A 19869-nucleotide genomic window follows, 5' to 3' on the forward strand; every position below is an offset into this window, starting at 1 on the left:
TCCCGCAGCCGCGCGTCAGTTCGCCAGCCGCGGCGCGGGCTTGCGGAAGATCTCCCGGAACATGCCGGGCGTCAGGAACGACAGCGGATTGACCGACACATCTGGCTGCGCGATGGGGCCGGTCATTTCGTAATTCACACCGAACACGCCCTCGCCCTTGCGCGAAATCACCTGTCCGATGCTGTTGACCACATAAATGGGCGACGCGACGCCCTGAAGGTTCAGCAGCGCCCGCCCCATATCGACAACCCCCGCGACCGACAGGCCCAGCGATGGCCCGACAGCGGACGCGCGCGTGATTTCCACTGCCGTGGGGGTTAGGCGAAACACGCCCTCGACCTCATTGAACAGCAATCCGGGGCCGTTCAACTGATCCAGCAGCCCGACGACGGAAATGGTATTGAGCAGGGCCGCCAGCCCCGGCGCGGACTGGGCGCGAATGTTCTCGATCTTGACCGATCCGTCATAGTCACCGGGGGCTCTGGGGCGCATCGACACGTCGAGCGTGCCGCCAACGCCCTTCTTGTAAAGGCCGGAGCCCGCCAGAACACGCCCCGCATCATCCGAGCGCAAGCGCAGCGCGGTGCCGCGATCCGTGGGCACCAGCGTGCCGGTCACCTGACCTGCGCCATTGACCCCGGCTGTGAAATCTCCGTTCAGGCCGCCTGTCGTCGACAGCCGCCCACGAAACCCGGTCAACGCGATGCGCTCCGATACCGTGACGCGATCCAGCGCAAGCGTGATGGGCGCGCCCTCCCGCGCGGCCCCGCCGCCACCCATTGCACCCCCCTCCGGCATGGCGCGCAGATCGACACGGCCCCCGGTCACCGCGACGGCAGGCGGCACGCCCCGCCCGCGCCCAGTCAGCGTCACGGCCCCGTCGAACCAGCCCGCAGCGACCCGGTCGAACCGCGCCTCACGCAGACCAGCACCGTCCGGTTGCAACGTGATGCGCCCCTCCGCGGTCAGCCCCGGCGCGGTCAGGGTCAATGTATCGACCTGCGGCGCGGCACCGAGCTGCCCGTCCACCGTCAGGCTGCCCCGCGTCGCTGCGGGTTTCGTCCAGCCGATCTGGGGAATACTGAGCCCGACCCGGTTGAGATCCGACGTCACCTGAAACCGCGGCTCGGCGCCTGCGTGCAGATCCAGCCGGAACCCGGCCTGCCCGCGCCCGCTAACCATGCCATCGGGCAGGGCGATGTTGAATGTGTCCAGCGCCGCGCGGCTCAGTTCCGTGACGCCCTCGACATGGCTGTGACCCCGGCCCTCCGGCCCCAGCGGATTGATCCATTCCGCCGTGACAGGCAGCCCCGACAGCTCCCCGTCGCCGCCAATCGCGATTTGTGTGTTGGACGCCTCCAACGCCAGCGTATCGGCCCGAAGCACCTGCCCCGGCACCACCTGATCAGAGCGGATGTCCCGCAAAGTGCCGCTGACCTGCCATGACACGTCGCTCATCCGTTCCTCGGGCGGCAGCGTGCGGCGGTCTTTCAGCACCAGCGCGATGCGGGCGTCGACCTCGGCATGGCCGTCGGCAATATCGACGGGGCGCTGCGCCTTGCTCATCAGGCTCAATGGCGGCTGGTCCAGCAGCGACAGCGCCGCCGTCACCGGCCCGCCCGCCCGCAGGGTAATTTCTGCCGGGGCGGGCTTTTGCTTTACGTCGAGCACCCGAAACACGGTCCCCGCCATATCCAGCGTGCCACCTTCGGGAGCGACCATCTGACCCGATTCGACCGACACGGTGAAGCTGTCCCCGTCGAGCGTGGCGTAGCCCCGCGCCTGTGTCACCGGTGGCAGGTTGCGCATGACCCGCACTTCGGCATCGCGAAATTCGAACACCGCAGACACCTGCGGGGTCCCGCCCGCGCCGGTGCGGATCGCCGCGCGGGCATCGAACACCTCGCCGCCGATGATGTTCTCGTCGAGCCATTTGCGCGTTTTGGCTGCGATCGTGACCGGCCAGAGCCGGGTGATCTGCGCGGGCGACAGATCGCCCAGTTCCACATCGGCGGAGGCCGACCAACCGCGCCCCTCTGCCACGGCCTCGCCCTTGCCATGGATCTCGACCCCGTCGCCCAGCAGCAGGAACTGGCCCAGCTCGGCGCGGAAGGGATCGAAGCCGACCTTTACATCCAGTGCCCCGTCGCTGAATTGCGCCGGACTCTGCCACAACCCGTCCGGGTCAAGCCTGACATCGGAAAACCGCAACTGCCCCACCATCGCACCGGGCCAGCCCGCCGGGGTCAGATCTTCGAGATAGGCGTGACCGCTTGCGATTAGGCCTATCTGCGGCGCGTCCACCCGCACTTCGTCGAAGTCGATGCGCCGCGCCTGCGGATCGAACCGGAAATAGGCCCGTCCGCCGTCGAACCCAACGGGTGTCGCGCCCTGCCCCGCCTGCAACGCGCCCGCGCCTATCTCAAGCGTGCCGTAGAATGCCTCCAGCGTGCCGGCATCATCGACCGTGGCACGCATGGCGCCAGAGATCGGCGCGTCGAGAGGCTCCAACCACGCCAGCGCGGGTGCCTGCGCGCCAATATCCGCCGCATTGATGCCGGTGACACTGGCCGCCAGCGTCGCGGCGCGGCTGCCCTTGCGCGAGGAAAAGCTGAGCGCCAATTGCGATGGCGCATCGGGCGGCGCGGCGGGGCCGATGGCTTCGGGGTCGGTCAGGGGCGCATCGGACGACCCATCCTGCACCACCGGTTGCGGGGCGGCGGGCGCATGAGGGCCCAGCATCTCATCGGTGAGCGACAGGTTGACCCGGAGGGACAGACGCTCCGCATCCTGTTCCAGCAGAAGCCGCCCGTCGCCCACCTCCCATGCCCGGCCAGCCCGGTCATCGCGGTATTCCACCGTGACGCCGCCCATTTCCACCACGCGGATCGGCTCCAGCCCCGGCAGTGCAAAGGTCGCATCCAGCGCATCGAGAAGATCCCCGACCGAGCCAAGCCCGCCCTCCGGCATCGACCCGCCAAACGCCAGATCGAAGCGACCGAAGGCATCCCGCCGGATCGCGATCCGCGCGGCATCGAGCCTCAGCGAGCGGGGCTGCACCCGACCGGCAAGCAGCGCGGAGCGGTCAAGTGCCGCGCGCAACCCCGGCACACGAACGATCTCCCGCCCACCCGGCGCGGTTAGCACCAGATCGGTAAACGCCACACGCGGCACGCCGCGCCGGTCAATCGTCAGCCCGACGCCGCCGATGTCCAGCCGATTGCCGCCGAGGCCCGGCTGAGCGGTGGTTTCAATCCGCGTGGCGATCCAGCCCGGCAGCGGAATTTCGCGCCCCGGCAGCACGGCGATCGCGACCCCGACGAGGATCAGCGCAATCACGGCCAAATCGAAGATCCACGCACAGACCACGGCGACCGGGCGCAGTGGGGACAGGTGCCGCCGGGCACGGCGCGGCTGACGAACGGGCGTGACAGGGCCACCCGCCGCAGGGGCCGGTGGGGAGGTCTCCATAGGGGGATGATGCAGGTCCGGCCCCTCCGGCGTCGTGCCGGGGGATGGAGTCTGCGCCTCGTCTGGCCTGTTCATTGCGGTCCTTCTGCTCGTGCCGCCCTTGCCGCGACCTTCCTTATCGCCCACAACGCACTAAAAAAGAAGTAACCGACAGCAGCCAGCCCGGCAGGAAGGACACATTCGCATGATCGATACCGGAGACCTCGCCCCCGATTTTGCGCTGGCCAGCGACGATGGCGGCGAAATCACCCTCAGCGCCCTGCGTCCCGCCCCGGTTGTCGTGTATTTCTACCCCCGCGACGACACTTCGGGCTGCACCAAGGAAGCGCTGGAGTTCACCGATCTCATCGACCGGTTCGAAGCGGCAGGAGCGCATGTGCTGGGGATTTCCGCCGATACGGTCGCCAAGCACGAGAAATTCCGCGACAAGCATGGGCTGAAGGTCACGCTGCTGTCGGACCCGGAGGCCACGACCTGCGCGCTTTATGACGTGTGGAAGGAGAAATCCATGTATGGAAAAACCTTCATGGGCATCGAACGCAGCACGTTCGTCATCGATGGCGAAGGCCGCATCGCACGCGCATGGCGCAAGGTGAAGGTGCCCGGCCATGCTGAGGAAGTCCTGACCACAGTCGAGGCGCTGAGCCGTTGATACGCCATTCGGCCCCTGCCCGTGCGGGGGTCTGTCACGTCGCCCGGACCTCGGGGAGGGGCCGCGCGTTTCATCCCTGTTCCCCCGCCGCGTCAAAGCGGCTATCACCGGAGCCATGATGCGCTGGACCCTGCCAAATACCCTCACCATCCTGCGGCTGCTCGCGGCGCCGGGTGTTGCTGTGATCTTCCTTATCCTGCCCCGCCCTGCGGCGGATTGGCTTGCGCTGATCTTCTTTGTCTGCGCTGCCGTGACCGACTGGTTCGATGGGCATCTGGCCCGCAAATGGCAGCAGGTCAGCAAGCTGGGCGCGATGCTCGACCCCATTGCCGACAAGGCGATGGTGGTGATCGCGCTGGCGGTGCTGGTTGCGCTGTCGGGGATGGATCCGTGGATCCTATTGCCCGCCACCGTGATCCTGTTCCGCGAGGTATTCGTGTCCGGCCTGCGTGAATATCTGGGCGACACGGCAGGTCTGCTGAAGGTCACGACGCTGGCCAAGTGGAAAACAACCGCGCAGATGGTCTCGATTGCCGTGCTGTTTGGCAGCGGTATCTTCGCGGCATCCGGCTGGGTCGGCACCGGCGCGGTCTACTGGCTGGGCACGCTGCTGTTGTGGGTGGCTGCTCTGCTGACGGCGATGACCGGCTGGGATTACTTCTCCAAGGCGCAGCCGCATCTGCGCGATTGAGCAGGAGGACCGCATGACGCTCGATGTTTTGTATTTCGCATGGGTGCGTGAACGCATCGGTTTGCCCAAGGAGCAGGTGACGACCGACGCCGCAACGGTTGCTGAGCTTGTCGCCGAACTCGCCGCGCGCGAGGAACGCTATGCCGTGGCATTCGCCGATACCGACGCCCTGCGCGTGGCACTGGATCAGGAACTTGCCGCGTTCGACGCCCCCCTGGCGGGCGTGCGCGAAGTTGCGTTCTTCCCGCCGATGACCGGGGGCTGAGGCCGATGGATATCCGGGTGCAGGAGGCGGCGTTTGACGCGGGCGCTGAACTGACGGCCTTCTCCGCCGCGCAGGACGGCGCGGGCGCAGTCGTGACGTTTACCGGGGTTGTGCGGGATACCGGCGGCCTGCGCCACATGGAGATCGAGCATTACCCCGGTATGACCGCCCGCGCGATAGAGGGCATCGCCCGTGATGCGCAGGCCCGCTGGCCTCTTACCGGGATCCTGGTGGTTCACCGCTATGGCGTCCTGCCGCCCGGTGCCCAGATCATGATGGTGGCGACGGCTTCGGCCCATCGCGTCGCGGCCTTCGAGGCGGCGGAATTTCTGATGGATTACCTGAAATCCCGCGCGCCCTTCTGGAAGAAGGAAGTCACCGACGAGAGCGCGGATTGGGTTGCCGCTAAGGACAGCGACGAAGACGCGCTGTCGCGCTGGTGACGGCTCAGGCTGGCTCTGCCATGTAATCCGGCCCGAACGCCGCGGCCATGAGAGTGCGGGTGTAGTCCGATTTTGGCGCGCCGAAGACCTCCTCGACCGTGCCGGCCTCCATTACGTCGCCCTGCTTCATCACCATGACCCTATGGCTCATCGCGTGCACGACGCGCAGGTCGTGGCTGATGAACAGATAGGTCAGGTGATATTTGCGCTGTAGATCCCGCAGCAGATCGACGATCTGCACCTGCACCGTCATATCCAGCGCCGAGGTCGGCTCATCCAGCACCAGCAGCCGGGGCCGCAGGATCATCGCGCGGGCAATGGCGATACGCTGACGTTGCCCGCCTGAGAACTCATGCGGGTAGCGATGCATCATTTCGGGGCGCAGGCCGACCTCGGTCAGCATCTCGGCCACCATCTCGCGGCGGTTGCGGCCCTTTTCGACACCATGTACGCCCAGACCTTCGGCGACGATCTGTTCCACCGTCATGCGGGGGCTGAGCGAGCCATAGGGATCTTGGAACACGATCTGCATATGTTGCCGCAGGTCGCGCAACTGACCCGCGCTGCGGCCCTGAATGTCCGCGCCTTCGAACCAAATCGGCCCTTCGGACGAAATCAAACGCATGATCGCCAGTGCCAGCGTCGTTTTGCCGGACCCGCTTTCCCCGACAATGCCGAGGGTTTCGCCCTCATGGACGCTCAGGCTGGCGGCGTTGACGGCCTTCACATGGCCGACGGTGCGGCGCATGAAGCCCTGCTTGATCGGAAACCAGATGCGCAGATCCTCAGTGCGCACCACCTCCCGCGCACCAGCGGGGACCGGGTCCGCCTGCCCCGTGGGCTCCGCACCCAGAAGCTTCTGCGTATAGGGGTGCTGCGGGTTGGCGAAGATCTCGGCGGTGGGGCCGGTTTCGACGATCTCGCCGTTCTGCATGACACAGACGCGGTCCGCGATTTGCCGCACGATGGTCAGATCATGGGTGATGAACAGCAGGCTCATGCCTTCGGCCCGCTTCAAGTCCGCCAGCAATTCAAGGATCTGCGCCTGAATGGTGACGTCCAGCGCCGTGGTCGGCTCATCCGCGATCAGCAGGTCCGGTCCATTGGCCAGCGCCATCGCGATCATGACCCGCTGCCGCTGCCCGCCTGACAATTGATGCGGATAGGCCGACAGGCGGCTTTCGGGGTCGCGGATACCCACGCGCGTCAGCAGTTCCAGCACCCGCGCGCGGGCGGCTTTGCCCTGAATGCCCTGATGCAGGGCGATGCTTTCGGTCAGCTGCTTTTCCAGCGTGTGCAGAGGGTTGAGCGAGGTCATCGGCTCTTGGAAGATGAACGAGATGTCGTTGCCGCGCACCTTCTGCAACGCCGCCTCAGACGCGCCGACCATCTGCTTGCCTTCGTAGGTGATCGAGCCTTCGACCGTCGCGCTATCGCCCAGCAGCGACACGGTCGACAATGCCGTCACCGACTTACCCGAACCGGACTCCCCCACCAGTGCCACGGTCTCTCCGCGGCCCACCTGAAAAGACACACCGCGCACGGCCTCCACCGTCGCGCCGTCCTGTGCGAAACTGATGCGCAGGTCTTTGACGTCGAGAACAGGGGTCATGCAAAGGTCTTTCTGGGATCGAAGGCGTCACGCACCCCCTCAAAAATGAAGACGAGCAGCGACAGCATCAGCGCGAAGGTGATGAATGCGGTAAAGCCCAGCCACGGCGCTTGCAGGTTCTGCTTAGCCTGCAACGTCAATTCCCCCAGCGACGGGGCCGACGATGGCAACCCGAAGCCCAGAAAATCAAGCGAGGCCAGCGATGCAATGGTGGCGGTGATGATGAACGGCATCATGGTCAGGGTCGCGACCATAGCGTTGGGCAGCATGTGGCGGAACATGATCTTTCGGTCGCTAACGCCGAGCGCCTTGGCCGCGCGGACATATTCGAAGTTGCGCGCGCGCAGGAACTCCGCCCGCACCACACCCACCAACGCAGGCCAGCCGAACAGCACGGTCAGAAACACCAGCAGCCAGAAACTTCGCCCCAATATCGCGAACATAATGATGATGATGTAAAGTCCCGGCGTGGACGACCAGATTTCGATCGCGCGCTGAAACACCAGATCGACCCAGCCGCCGAAATAGCCCTGCACCGCCCCCGCCACGACCCCGATGATCGAGGTCAGGATGGTGACGATGGCCGTGAACAGGATCGACAAACGGAAGCCGTGGATCACCCGCGCCAGCACGTCGCGCGCTGCGTCGTCGGTGCCCAGCCAATGTTCCGAGTTCGGGGCGGAGGGCGCAGGCCCGCGCAGGTCATTGGGTGTGTCATAGGCGTAGGGCACCAGCGGCCAGATCATCCAGCCTTTCTTGATCGCCTCGCCGGCGACCTCGCCATCCTGCGCATCTTCTATCACACCTTCGGGGTCGTCGAAGCACGCCTCCAACCCGCCCGAGACAATCAGGCATTCGACTTCCGGATAGCGATAGACCGCCTCGGTCTGGAAATCGCCGCCAAACGTCGTCTCAGGGTAGAAGTTGGTGATTGGGAAGAAATACTCGCCCTGATAATTGATCACGATCGGCTTGTCGTTCGCAAGGTAGTCGGCAAACAGCGACAGCCCGAACAGGATCGAAAACAGCCATAGCGACCAGAGCGCGCGGCGGTTCTTTTTGAAGTTGCGCCAGCGGCGCTGGTTCAGCGGGGACAGGATTGCCATGCGCTCAGGTCCTCCGGCTTTCGAAATCGATCCGGGGATCGATGAAGACATACATCATGTCCGACAGGATGTTCATCAGCAGGCCGATCAGCCCAAACACATAGAGCGTGCCAAACACGACCGGATAATCCCGCGCCACCGCAGCCTCGAAGCCGAGCCGCCCCAACCCGTCGAGCGAGAAGATCGTCTCGATGATCAGCGACGCGCCAAAGAACACGCCAAGGAACGCCGCCGGGAAGCCTGCGATCACGATCAGCATCGCGTTGCGGAAGACATGGCCATACAGAACCTTCCGCTCGCTCAGGCCCTTGGCCTTGGCGGTAATGACATACTGCTTCTTGATCTCGTCGAGGAAGCTGTTCTTGGTCAGTAGCGTCAGCGTCGCGAAGCTCGAAATCGTCGATGCGATGACCGGCAGCGCGATATGGTGGAAATAGTCCAGCAGCTTACCGCCCAGAGACAGGCTTTCGAAATTATCGGATGTCAGCCCCCGCAGCGGGAAGATCTGCCAGTAGCTGCCGCCCGCGAACAGCACCAGAAGCAGGATCGCGAACAGAAAGCCCGGGATCGCATAGGCCACGATGATCGCGGCGGAGGTCCATGTGTCAAACCGGGTGCCGTCGCGCACCGCCTTGCGGATGCCCAGCGGGATGGAGATCACATAGGCGATCAGCGTCGACCACAGCCCCAGCGAGATCGACACCGGCATCTTTTCCAGCACCAAATCGATGACCGAAATCGAGCGGAAGTAGCTCTCGCCGAAGTCGAACACCGCGTAGTTGCCCATCAGGATAAAGAAGCGCTCGGCGATACCGATCTCTTCCTTGACGCAGCCCTCGGCCTCCAGCGTGGCGGGGCCGGTATGGCCCGCTTCGCAGACGATACGGGCAAAGCCCATCTCGATTTCCAGCGAATCCAAGAAATCCTGCGGCAGACCGCGTGCGCCGTAATATTCGCTATCATCGGCCATCTGCATGCCGCCGGCATCGTTGCCGCCGCCCGCGATGCCTTCGAACACGTCGCCTTCGCCCTGCATCTGGGCCACGATCTGTTCGATCGGGCCACCGGGCACGAATTGCGTCAGCACGAAGTTGATGATCATGATCCCGATCAGCGTCGGAATGATCAGCAGCAGTCGTCTTAGAATATATGCGCCCATGTCGTCGGTTGGCCCGTTCTTGGTCTAGCGGCTGGTGATCGCGGTGGCGGTTGGTGGCGGGGCGCGGTCAGAGCGCGCCCTTGGCCTTCAACTCTGCGGCCTTGTCGGCGTTGTACCACCAGAAGTCCAGATGCCCCAGATCCAGCGGCGGCAACGGATCGGGATGCTCGAACATATCGTAATAGGCGACCCAGTAGCTGTCGTTATACCAGACGGGCACGATGAAGCGTTCGTGGCGCAGGATACGGTCGATGGCGCGGATCGCGACTTTCATCTCGTCCAGCGTTTCGGCGTCGATCAGTTTCTCGATCAGCGCGTCCACGGCGGGGCTGCCATAGCCCGCCGGATTAAACAGGCTGTATTCGGCATCTTCCGAGCCAAAGCGCTGCGCGATGCCCAAGGCCTCCTCGAACCCGTTCTGATAGAAATCGAACACCATGTCGAAGTCGAAGTCGCGCTCGCGGTTGGTCATCTGCGCGGGGTCTACACGCTCGTATTTCGCGTTCACGCCCAACTGGCGCAGGTTGGCGATATAGGGCTGGATGATCCGGTCGAAGCTTTGATTGTCCTCAAGGAAGGTGATGTCGAGCGTGCGGCCATCCTTGCGCAGCATACCATCCGATCCCACGGCATAGCCCGCCTCCTGCATCAGCCGGGACGCTTCGCGGAAATTGCGGCGATCCAGCTGACTGGCGGTGCTTTCGTGGGCGGTCACCGCCGGCTCGGTCAGGATTTCCGGGTCGATCATGTCGGACACCGATTGCAGCAGTTCCAGTTCCGCCCCTTCGGGCACGCCGGTCGCGGCCAGATCCGTATTCTCCCAGAAGCTGCTGCGCTGCTTGAACAGCCCGTATTGCAGCGTGTCGTTGGTCCAGGTGAAGTTGAACATCAGTCCCAGAGCCTCCCGCACGCGGGGGTCCTGGAACTTCTCGCGACGCAGGTTGAACACAAATCCCGTAGCGCCCGGCAATTCGCCGTTCTCCAGCTCGGCCTTGACGATGGTGCCGTCTGCGACCTTCGGAAACTCGTAGCCCGTGGCCCAAGTGAGCGAGCTTGTCTCCTGCCGGAAGGTATATGCCCCGGCCTTGAAGCCCTCCATCGCCGCATTGTCGTCGGCGAAATATTCCACGCGGATGCTGTCGAAGTTGTTGCGGCCCTGATTGATGGGCAGATCCTCGCCCCAGTAATCTGGGTTGCGCTTATAGACGATCCGGCGGTTCACATCGAGATCGTCGAGCATATAGGGACCGGAGGTCAGACCCGGCTCCATCCGGCTTTCGTCCAGACGCGCACCGCTGTCCTCATACCACGCCTTCGAGAAGATCGGGGTTGAGCCAGCCTGCGAGATCAGCCCTTTGCGCGGGACACCTTCGGCAAAGGTGAATTTCACGGTCTGCGGGTCGATCGCCTCCACGCTTTCATAAAGCTTCGCCACCGCAGTGCGGAACGACGGCAGCGCCTGTTCCAGCATCAGATCCACGGTGAACACGACATCCTCGGCAGTGACCGGAGTGCCATCCGAAAACGCCGCTTCGGGCCGCAGATGGAAGATCACCCAATCCTGACTTTCAGGGTATTCGATGGTTTCGCAGACAAGGCAGTAGGAGCCATAGGGGTCATCGGCGGTGGAGGTCATCAACCGCTCGACCCCGATGCTAGACAATGCGCCTGCCCGGCCCTTGCGCGAATAGGGGTTCATCGAATCAAACGTGCCCCGCGCCCAGATCGCCATCTCGCCACCCTTGGGCGCGTCGACATTGACGTAATCGAGATGCTCGAAGTCCGCCGGATACTTGATCCCGTTCTCAAAGGTCGAAAACGCATGCGCGGTGATGATCTGCCCTTCCGCCGGGGCGGTCGTCTCGGCAGCGGCATCAGGGGCCGCAGCGGACGCGGTATCCTGTGCGCGCAGGCCGGTCGCCGACAGGCCCAGCAGCAGCGCGGCGATCAGCCCTCCGCTCAGCCCGAGCAAACGCTGGCGCCGTCGGTCCGCGTCCCTTTCCTGCAACGTCAAGGCAACGGCACGGGCCTTTGCGGCGCGACGGTCAGTGGGGCGCATGCGGAAACTCCTCTGGCGGAACGGGAACGGCCCGTTGATCCCTGCCACGCTAAGGCCCGGTCGATCCGGGATTCAAGTTGAAACTCCGTGAGCGAAGGGTGAGCCACCCGACAAAGCGGCGCCTCGCGCGGCGAAACCCGCGCTTGCGCCCGCCTCAAACGCGAAGACGCCGCTCCCGTCAGGCAGCGGCGTCGTTCAAATCAGCAAATAAGCCGGGGTTCAGCCGCCAGCGCTTTCGAGATAAGCGATCAGGTTGGCACGGTCCTCGACACTCGGCAGACCCGAGAAGGACATCTTCGTGCCGGGCGCATAGCCGCGCGGATCATGCAGGAAGCCGTCGAGAGCCGCCGGGTCCCACGCGCCTTCGAGCGAGGTCAGCGCCTCGGAATAGGCATAGTCACCCACAGCCGCGATGTCGCGATTCACCACACCGTCAAGATGCGGGCCGGTGGCATTGGCGCCGTCCAGCTTGTGACAGGCGCGGCATTTGCCGAACACCCGCTCGCCCGCAGCCGCATCAGCCGAAGCGAAAACTTCCTCAAAGGAGGGGCCAGCTTCTTCTTCGCCGCCCGCACCGGATTCCGGCACGTCGATGGAATAGGCTTGGGCAACCTCCTCATCGCCATGCGCTACTGCGCCGACGTGATAGATCTCTTCTGCCGCCCATTTGCCCAGAAGAAGCACCAGAAATGTGCCGCACAGGCCGCCGACGACCTTTGTCGTGGTCATTGTGTCGAACATGTCGCATCCCGCTTATGATCGTTTCGGGGGCTTCTACGATCTTTCCATCCCATCCTGCAAGGTGTAGCAGCCGCGACGAAACGACCAACATCCGAAAAGGTCGTGATTTTCGGAGGGGGACCGTAAAGATGGCGGGACGTATCGCTTTTCAGGGGGAGCTTGGCGCGTATTCGCATCAGGCCTGTCACGACAGTTATCCGGATTACGAACCGGTTCCCTGCCGCACGTTCGAGGACGTGATCGAGATCGTGCGCAAGGGCGACGCCGACCTTGCCATGCTGCCGGTCGAAAACTCCACCTATGGCCGCGTGGCCGACATCCACCGCCTGCTGCCCGAAAGCGGGCTGCACATTGTGGGCGAAGCCTTTGTGCGGGTGCATATCAACCTGCTCGCCCTGCCCGGCACGCCCCTGCACCGCGTCGAACGCGCCCAAAGCCACACCGTGCTGCTGGGTCAGTGCCGCGATTTCCTGCGTCAGCACAATATCGATCCGGTGACCGGCGCGGATACCGCAGGCTCTGCACAGCATGTGGCCGAACTGGGCGACCCCGCGCTTGGCGCGCTGGCCTCGGAACTGGCGGGTGAAATCTACGGCCTGCAGGTTCTGGCCCGCCATATCGAAGACCAGTCTAACAACACCACCCGGTTCCTTGCCATGCAGCGCGAGATGGATCTGCGCCGCCGGGGCGATGGGCCGATGATTACCTCGTTCGTGTTCCGAACCAAAAACATCCCCGCCGCGCTGTATAAGGCGATGGGCGGCTTTGCGACGAATGGTGTGAACATGACCAAGCTGGAAAGCTACATGGTCGGCGGCAGCTTTACCGCGACGCAATTCTACGCCGATATCGAAGGCCACCCGGACGACCGCAATGTGCAACAGGCGCTGGATGAGCTGAGCTACTTCACGACAAAGCTGGAACTGCTGGGCGTTTATCCCGCCGATCCGCGCCGCTAGACGCGCGCCTAGCGCAAGCGCAGATGGATCACGCAGCGTTGCGGCGCTCCAGCTCAGCTGCGAATTCGGCCACGCGTTTCTTGAACTTCCGGCTGAGCGAAGCCTTGGCTAGCCGAAGCGATTGAATAACCACACGCGCGGCCAGCGTTTTCGGGCGCATCTCGATTTCGAGCGATAGCCGGGTGCGCTGGCGCGACAATGCGACCAGTTCCACCGGCATGTCCCCTGCGATTCCGCCGCCCGCAAATGTCACCCGGTAGCCGGTGGCCGGAGACCACTCCGCAATCTCGGCGGTGACCTGACGGGGTTTTCCACGATAGGCAAAGCGGATCTGCCACGACGCGCCGACCCCGATGCCCGGCCCGGCATCGAGGCGCGTCACCTCCACACCCCGGCGTCTGGCCTGCCGCTGAAACCCGTCGAAATCGCTGACGGCGGCAAACACCGTCTCGATGGGGACGCCGATATCTTCATTCGTGGAGAATTTCATCGTGCGGCCCCGATCCGTAACTTTGCCTGCGTGGCGATATGGCCCGCGCCCCCGGAGCCGGCCCATGTGAATGTCATTGTGCTCCCCGTGTCTTGCGTCAATCCAGACGGTCCGCAAGCCAGTTTCGCAAAAGGAATCCGGCGATGGCCCCATTGCGTGGCGGTCTCACCACGGCATGTCCGCCTGCGATCACCTCCATCGCCTCCTCCCGCGTCAACCATAGCGCGTCTTCGATCTCCGCCGGGTCGAGCGTCAGGTCACGCGTCAGCGCCTCGCCATGACAGCCCAGCATCAGCGAGTTGGGGAATGGCCAAGGCTGGCTGGCAAGATATGTCACCTGCCCCACCTCCACGCCGGTTTCCTCATACACCTCGCGACGCACCGCTGCCTCCATCGTTTCGCCTGGCTCGACAAAGCCCGCAAGCAGCGAATACATCCCTTCGGGCCAGTGAGGCGAGCGACCCAGCAGCACCGAATTTCCCTGCGTGATCAGCATGATGACAACAGGGTCGGTGCGCGGAAAATGCTGTGCGCCGCAGGTCGCGCAGCGCCGCACCCAGCCGGCTGAGACCGCGTCGCTCGGCGCGCCGCAGGCGGCACAGAACCGGTGGGTGCTATGCCAGTTGAGGATCGCTCGCCCAGTGGCGCACATCTCCGCCTCTGTCGGGCTGAGCGCGGTCATAGCGCGACGTAATTCGACGAACCGCTGACTGGCAGGCAGATCGGGATGCGCCTGTTCGCTGTGATCGGCGAACGCGTCCAGCGCGGCAGTATCCACCGCCTCCGGCTCCCAACCCGAAATATCGCGCACAAACCACGGCTGTCCGTCCACCCGGCCCAGAAAGACCTCTGGCAGCAGGCTGTCCGGGCCGGATGCCAGCGCGGGGTGGTCTGGGCCCAAGCCCGCCAGCGACAGAGGCGCATCGGCATTGAGCAGCGGCTTTCCCCGCCACAGGGTCAGGATGCGGGCGTCCGGTCCGTGGCGCAATTCGGTGATTCGTTCGGGGTCATTGCGCAGTTCCGCGCCGCGATCCAACGCGCCCTGCCCGATCCCGCCGCCCCCAAATATTACCGTCTCGGCAATCCGCATACATGCTCCTATTCATTGGCTCACCCGACGACGAAGGCCGCGCAGCGCCGGGCGTCACGCCAGTTTGCACGCCATGTCCGCAGGGGCAATGTGCCGGTCAAAGGTTCACGTTTGGTGCAGAAATCTCAGCCACACGGTTCTTGGTCTTACCCCAGCAACGAAGCTCAACCCCAGATTGCGTGCACTGTCGATTTTCGATAGGCATAGCGTTGTCATATCGATTTGCTAGGCTTCACCGGAATCCCTGACCGTATGGAGCACATCATGTCGTATTCGGTTTTCCCGTCGCTTACCCGCCGTTCGTTTTTGGCGGGCACAGCAGGTGTCTCGTTGATTGCATTGCACCCCTTCTCCGCCCGCGCCGCGTCCAATCAGGCGCATTTGCGGATCATGGAAACCACGGACCTGCATGTGCATGTCTATCCTTACGATTACTATTCGGACAAACCCGTGGACACGGTCGGGCTTGCGCGCACCGCCGCGCATATCGACGCGATCCGCGCCGAAGCCACGAACACCATGTTGGTCGATAACGGTGATTTCCTGCAGGGCAATCCGATGGGCGACTACATCGCCTATGAGCGCGGCATGGCCGAGGGCGACATGCACCCGGTCATCAAGGCGATGAACACGCTTGGCTATGACGCGTCGACGCTGGGCAATCACGAATTCAACTATGGCTTGGATTTCCTTCAAAAATCGCTCGCCGGGGCGGATTTTCCGGTCGTCAGCAGCAATGTCGCCACCCGCACCGGCGCCAGCCCGACGCAGGACCAGACCCTGCTGAAGCCGTATGTCATTCTTGACCGGCAGGTCACCGATGGCGACGGCACCAGCCACCCGATCCGCGTGGGCATCATCGGCTTCGTGCCGCCGCAGATCATGAACTGGGACCGCAAGCATTTGGAAGGCAACGTAGAGGCCCGCGACATCGTCACGACCGCCCGCGCCTATATTCCCCAGATGAAGGAAGAAGGCGCGGACATCATCATCGCGCTGAGCCATTCGGGCATCGGTTCTGCCGACTGGACCGAAGGGATGGAAAACGCCTCCGTCCCGCTGGCCGCCGTGGACGGGATTGACGCGGTGATGACCGGGCACAGCCATCTGGTCTTTCCATCGCCGACCTATGCCGAATTTGCCGGCGTCGATGCCGAGAAAGGTCTGATCCACGGAAAACCCGCCGTCATGGGTGGGTTCTGGGGATCGCATCTGGGCGTGATCGACCTGATGCTGGAGCGGGAGGCCGGGGAATGGCGCGTCGTCACCACCTCTGTCGAGACGCGTCCCATTTCCGAGCGTGGCGAGGACCGCAGCGTGACGGCGCTTGTGGAAAGCGACCCCGAAGTGCTGGACGCGATCGCGACCGAACATCAGGCCACGCTGGACTATGTGCGCACGGCGGTGGGGGACACCTCCACCCCGCTGCATTCCTATTTCGCGCTGGTCGCCGATGATCCGTCTGTGCAGGTCGTCTCGATCGCGCAGAAGTGGTATATCAGCGACATGATGCAGGGCACCGAAAACGAGGGCCTGCCGATCCTTTCCGCAGCCGCGCCGTTCAAGGCCGGGGGCCGTGGCGGGCCTGACTATTACACCGATGTGCCCGTGGGCCCGGTCGCGATCAAAAACGTGGCCGATCTCTATCTCTATCCCAATACCGTGCGCGCGGTGAAGGTGACGGGCGAACAGGTGCGGTTGTGGCTGGAACGCTCCGCCGGGATGTTCAATCAGATCACTCCCGGCGAGGCTGATCAGGTTCTGCTGAACGACGACTTTCCGTCCTATAATTTCGATGTGATCGACGGCGTCAGCTATCAGATCGATCTAAGCCAGCCCGCGATGTTCGACAGGGATGGTGCGGTGGTCGCACCTGACACCCAGCGGATCGTCAACCTGACCTTCGAAGGCGCGCCGGTGCGCGACGATATGGAATTCATCGTCGCCACGAACAATTACCGTGCCTCGGGTGGCGGTAGCTTCCCCGGCGCCGACGGCTCTACCATCGTGTTCGAGGCGCCCGACACCAACCGGGACGTCATCGTGCGCTACATCGTCGAGGAAGGCACGATCACACCAAAGGCCGATGCGAACTGGTCGTTCGCACCGATGCCCGATACCACTGTGCTGTTCGATACTGGCCCTCGGGCCATCGACTATATCGACGATGTGGCGGGCGTCAGCATCGCGCCTGCGGGCGATGGGCCTGACGGGTTCGCCCGCTTCCGCATCACGCTTTAACGCGCACGCCATGCAGACCTGAGCGGGAGGGGCGGTGCGGCAAGCGCGCTGCCCCTCTCGCCCCCGGCGGAACCCGCTTCAGATTAGCGCGCCGCCCAATGCAAAGACAGTTTGCGCAATTATCGGGCAGCTTGCAGAATGAAGCTCCGGACGGGAGGCCGGCGCATTCGACGCGATCTTGTTCCCGCTGCCCGGAGCGCGCGAAATCGCGACGACAGGACCAACAGGAGGTTTCCCCATCATGCTCATGCGGACACTCGCCGCCCTTGGCGCGACCGCCGCCCTTGCCGTTCCGGCAATGGCGCAGGATATCGACATGCCCTTTGCCCTCGACTGGAAGTTCGAGGGCCCCGCTGCGCCCTATTTCGTTGCCGTGGACAAAGGCTATTTCGCCGACGCCGGGCTGGCGGTCGAAATCTCCGAAGGCGCGGGCTCGCTCGACGCGATCCCAAAGGTCGCCACCGGCGCATTCCCCGTCGGGTTCGCTGACATCAACTCGGTCATCCGTTTCCTCGACCAGAACCCCGAAGCGCCGGTCACCGCCGTTATGATGATCTATGACAAGCCGCCCTTTGCCGTGGTGGGCCGCAAGTCGTTGGGCGTGGAAACCCCCGCCGATCTGCCGGGCAAGGTGCTGGGCGCGCCGCCGCCCGACGGGGCATGGGCGCAATTCCCGATCTTTGCCGCCGAAAACGATCTGAACATGGACGAGATCGAAGTGGAGCCGGTGGGCTTCCCGACGCGCGAGCCGATGCTGGCCGAAGGCAAGGTCGCCTCCGTCACCGGGTTCTCGTTCTCCTCCGTGCTGAACCTTGAGCGTCTGGGCGTGGCGCCCGACGACATTTCGGTCATCCTGATGGCCGATTACGGCGTCGATCTGTATGGTAACGCGATCATCGTGAACACCAACTTCGCAGAGACCAATCCCGAGGCTGTGACTGGCTTCCTCACCGCCATCGCACAGGGCTGGTCGGATGCGATCGCGGACCCTGCCGCTGCCGTCGAATCGCTGCTGGAACGTAACCCCGCCGCCGATGCCGCGCTGGAAACCCGGCGTCTGCAACTGGCCATTGACGATAACGTGCTGACCGATTTCGTGAAAGAAAACGGGCTGGGCGGCATCGACGCCGCGCGTATGGAAAGCGGGCTGGAACAGACCAAGTCGGTCTACGAATTCCAGAACGCGCCGGACGCCGCCGCGCTGTTCGATGACAGCTATCTGCCCCCGGCAGAGGCACGCATGTTGCAGTGATGCACGCGCATTGATCGAAATCCGGGCCGGGCGGGCCAATCTCGCCCGGTCCCAACGGCTGCGGGGACCATGGACAACCTAATCGACATCAAAGGCGTAACCCACGCCTACCGGACCGAGGCCGGACCGCTGCCCGTGCTCGACGGGCTCGACATCTCGGTGCCGCAGGGTGAGTTCTGCGCCGTGGTCGGGCCTTCGGGCTGTGGCAAATCTACACTGACGCGGCTGGTCGCCGGGCTGATGACCCCCGATGCGGGCGAGGTCTGGCTGCATGGCGAGCGCGTCAAATCCCCTCGGAACACCGTTGGCATGGCCTTCCAGAACCCGGTTTTGCTGGAATGGCGCAGCATTTTGCAGAACGTGATCCTGCCGCTCGAGATCGTCGCCCCCCGCATGTCGCGCGGCGATCGGATCGACCGGGCGATGGAGCTGCTGGAGTTGGTCGGGCTGAAAGGGTTCGAGGACAAGCGTCCATCCGAACTGTCCGGCGGCATGCGGCAGCGCGCCTCTTTGTGCCGCGCCATCGTGCACAAACCCGATGTTCTGATCATGGACGAACCTTTCGGGGCGCTCGATGCATTCACCCGCGAAGACCTGTGGCAAACCATGCGTGAACTGCGTCGGCAGGAGCCGTTTACCTGCGTCCTCATCACCCATGACCTGCGCGAAAGCGTGTTTCTGGGCGATCAGGTCATCGTGCTATCGGGCCGCCCGGCGCGCACGCAATATATCCTCGATGTGACCCTGCCCGCCGACCGCACGCTCGACAGCCTCTATACGCCGGAAGCGGCGGAAATGCTGGCCACCCTGCGCCACCAGATTCAGGTCGCCCAAGGTCGTGCGCCGGAGCACGCGGCATGAAATCCAGCAAATTGCAGCAGATCGGCGTTCCCATCGCCGCGATCCTTGTTTTCCTGCTGGCATGGGAGGCGCTGGTCTGGGTCAATGGCTGGCCGAACTACAAAATGGCCTCCCCCTCGGATCTGCCGCCCGCTTTCTGGCGCTACCGCGAATTGTTTCTGGTTGGCGCGTGGCAGACCCTATGGCGCACTGTCGCCGGGCTGCTCATTGCCGTGGTCGCAGGCACCGGCCTAGGCATGGTCATGGGTTTTTCCCGGCTGATGCGCGACGCGCTTTATCCCTTGCTCGTCGGATTCAACGCGGTGCCCAAAGCAACGCTGGTGCCGGTGATCGCGCTGATCTTCATCGGTCAGCACGATTTCAACACCGTGCTGATGGCGTTTCTGATCTCGTTCTTCCCGATCGCGGTGTCCGTGGGCATCGGCCTGTCGACGCTGGAGCCGGAATATCGCGACATCCTGCGATCCCTCGGCGCGTCGCGGGTGACGATCTTCCGCAAGATCGCCCTCCCCAAAACACTGCCGGAATTCTTTGGCGCACTGAAGGTTTCGGTCACGCTGGCCTTCATCGGCACCAATTTGGTGGAGATCGTGTCCCCGCACGGGCGTGGGCTTGGCGCACTATTCCTGTCGGGGCAGACCAATTCCGATTATCCGCTGATGTTCGCGGTGCTGATCGCCTTGGCGTTCCTCGGGATCGTGCTTTACTACGCCGTGGTCGCGCTGGAAAAGATCTTCGCCGGATGGGCGGAGCGTCCTACCTCCTGAGCGAACCTGC

Annotated in this window: 17 protein-coding genes; 9 read left to right on the forward strand and 8 right to left on the reverse strand. The window is 63.9% G+C overall.

Going from position 1 to position 19869, the window contains the following annotated elements; translation table 11 throughout:
• Positions 1–15: 15 nt before the first annotated feature.
• Positions 16–3546, reverse strand: coding sequence for a YhdP family protein (locus CBW24_RS14370; protein ID WP_097373970.1), 3531 nt, complete (start codon positions 3544–3546; stop codon positions 16–18).
• A 109-nt stretch (positions 3547–3655) separates the two neighbouring features.
• On the opposite strand from CBW24_RS14370, the gene CBW24_RS14375 reads away from it, so the two are divergent.
• The 4 genes from CBW24_RS14375 (at position 3656) to CBW24_RS14390 (ending at position 5522) form a co-directional block, all read left to right on the forward strand.
• Positions 3656–4123, forward strand: coding sequence for a peroxiredoxin (locus tag CBW24_RS14375; protein WP_088662715.1), 468 nt, complete (start codon positions 3656–3658; stop codon positions 4121–4123).
• A gap of 118 nt (positions 4124–4241) precedes the next feature.
• A complete protein-coding gene (gene pgsA, locus CBW24_RS14380; protein WP_088662894.1) occupies positions 4242–4814 on the forward strand; it encodes a CDP-diacylglycerol--glycerol-3-phosphate 3-phosphatidyltransferase in 573 nt (190 codons plus the stop codon).
• A 13-nt stretch (positions 4815–4827) separates the two neighbouring features.
• On the forward strand, positions 4828–5079 hold the full coding sequence (moaD, locus tag CBW24_RS14385; protein WP_097373971.1) for a molybdopterin converting factor subunit 1: 252 nt from the start codon (positions 4828–4830) through the stop codon (positions 5077–5079).
• 5 nt (positions 5080–5084) lie between these two features.
• Positions 5085–5522 carry a molybdenum cofactor biosynthesis protein MoaE gene (locus CBW24_RS14390; RefSeq protein WP_097373972.1) on the forward strand — a complete coding sequence of 146 codons (438 nt, stop codon included), beginning with the start codon at positions 5085–5087 and terminating at the stop codon, positions 5520–5522.
• A gap of 4 nt (positions 5523–5526) precedes the next feature.
• Here the strand turns inward: CBW24_RS14390 and CBW24_RS14395 are convergent, their stop codons facing one another.
• The 5 genes from CBW24_RS14395 to CBW24_RS14415 form a co-directional block, all read right to left on the reverse strand.
• Positions 5527–7134 (reverse strand): ABC transporter ATP-binding protein, encoded by a 1608-nt coding sequence (locus CBW24_RS14395; protein WP_097373973.1) that lies wholly within the window; start codon positions 7132–7134, stop codon positions 5527–5529.
• Positions 7131–8240 carry an ABC transporter permease gene (locus tag CBW24_RS14400; protein WP_097373974.1) on the reverse strand — a complete coding sequence of 370 codons (1110 nt, stop codon included), beginning with the start codon at positions 8238–8240 and terminating at the stop codon, positions 7131–7133. Before CBW24_RS14400 ends, CBW24_RS14395 begins: the two co-directional genes overlap by 4 nt.
• Positions 8241–8244: 4 nt before the next feature.
• Entirely contained in the window at positions 8245–9399 is a 1155-nt protein-coding gene (locus CBW24_RS14405; protein ID WP_088662720.1) for a microcin C ABC transporter permease YejB, read from the reverse strand.
• Between the two features lie 67 nt (positions 9400–9466).
• Entirely contained in the window at positions 9467–11458 is a 1992-nt protein-coding gene (locus tag CBW24_RS14410) for an extracellular solute-binding protein (protein ID WP_097373975.1), read from the reverse strand.
• 219 nt (positions 11459–11677) lie between these two features.
• Entirely contained in the window at positions 11678–12199 is a 522-nt protein-coding gene (locus CBW24_RS14415) for a c-type cytochrome (protein WP_097373976.1), read from the reverse strand.
• Between the two features lie 128 nt (positions 12200–12327).
• Here CBW24_RS14415 and CBW24_RS14420 point away from each other — a divergent pair, with 128 nt between their 5' ends.
• Complete coding sequence (locus CBW24_RS14420) at positions 12328–13158, forward strand: prephenate dehydratase (RefSeq protein WP_088662723.1); 831 nt, start codon at positions 12328–12330, stop codon at positions 13156–13158.
• 28 nt (positions 13159–13186) lie between these two features.
• On the opposite strand, the gene CBW24_RS14425 is transcribed toward CBW24_RS14420, so the two are convergent.
• Complete coding sequence (locus tag CBW24_RS14425) at positions 13187–13648, reverse strand: SRPBCC family protein (RefSeq protein WP_097373977.1); 462 nt, start codon at positions 13646–13648, stop codon at positions 13187–13189.
• Positions 13649–13745: 97 nt separating this feature from the next.
• A complete protein-coding gene (nudC, locus tag CBW24_RS14430) occupies positions 13746–14738 on the reverse strand; it encodes an NAD(+) diphosphatase (RefSeq protein ID WP_097373978.1) in 993 nt (330 codons plus the stop codon).
• 264 nt (positions 14739–15002) lie between these two features.
• Here nudC and CBW24_RS14435 point away from each other — a divergent pair, with 264 nt between their 5' ends.
• The 4 genes from CBW24_RS14435 to CBW24_RS14450 all read left to right on the forward strand — a co-directional run bounded on the left by CBW24_RS14435 (position 15003) and on the right by CBW24_RS14450 (position 19859).
• Positions 15003–16979: a bifunctional 2',3'-cyclic-nucleotide 2'-phosphodiesterase/3'-nucleotidase gene (locus tag CBW24_RS14435; RefSeq protein ID WP_097374258.1), complete on the forward strand. Its 1977-nt coding sequence runs from the start codon at positions 15003–15005 to the stop codon at positions 16977–16979.
• 241 nt (positions 16980–17220) lie between these two features.
• Positions 17221–18231 (forward strand): ABC transporter substrate-binding protein, encoded by a 1011-nt coding sequence (locus CBW24_RS14440; protein WP_088662726.1) that lies wholly within the window; start codon positions 17221–17223, stop codon positions 18229–18231.
• 69 nt (positions 18232–18300) lie between these two features.
• Positions 18301–19092 (forward strand): ABC transporter ATP-binding protein, encoded by a 792-nt coding sequence (locus CBW24_RS14445; RefSeq protein WP_088662727.1) that lies wholly within the window; start codon positions 18301–18303, stop codon positions 19090–19092.
• Positions 19089–19859 (forward strand): ABC transporter permease, encoded by a 771-nt coding sequence (locus CBW24_RS14450; protein ID WP_088662728.1) that lies wholly within the window; start codon positions 19089–19091, stop codon positions 19857–19859. Before CBW24_RS14445 ends, CBW24_RS14450 begins: the two co-directional genes overlap by 4 nt.
• Positions 19860–19869 lie beyond the last annotated feature (10 nt).

The sequence above is a fragment of the Pacificitalea manganoxidans genome (genome assembly GCF_002504165.1).
Taxonomy (GTDB): domain Bacteria; phylum Pseudomonadota; class Alphaproteobacteria; order Rhodobacterales; family Rhodobacteraceae; genus Pacificitalea; species Pacificitalea manganoxidans.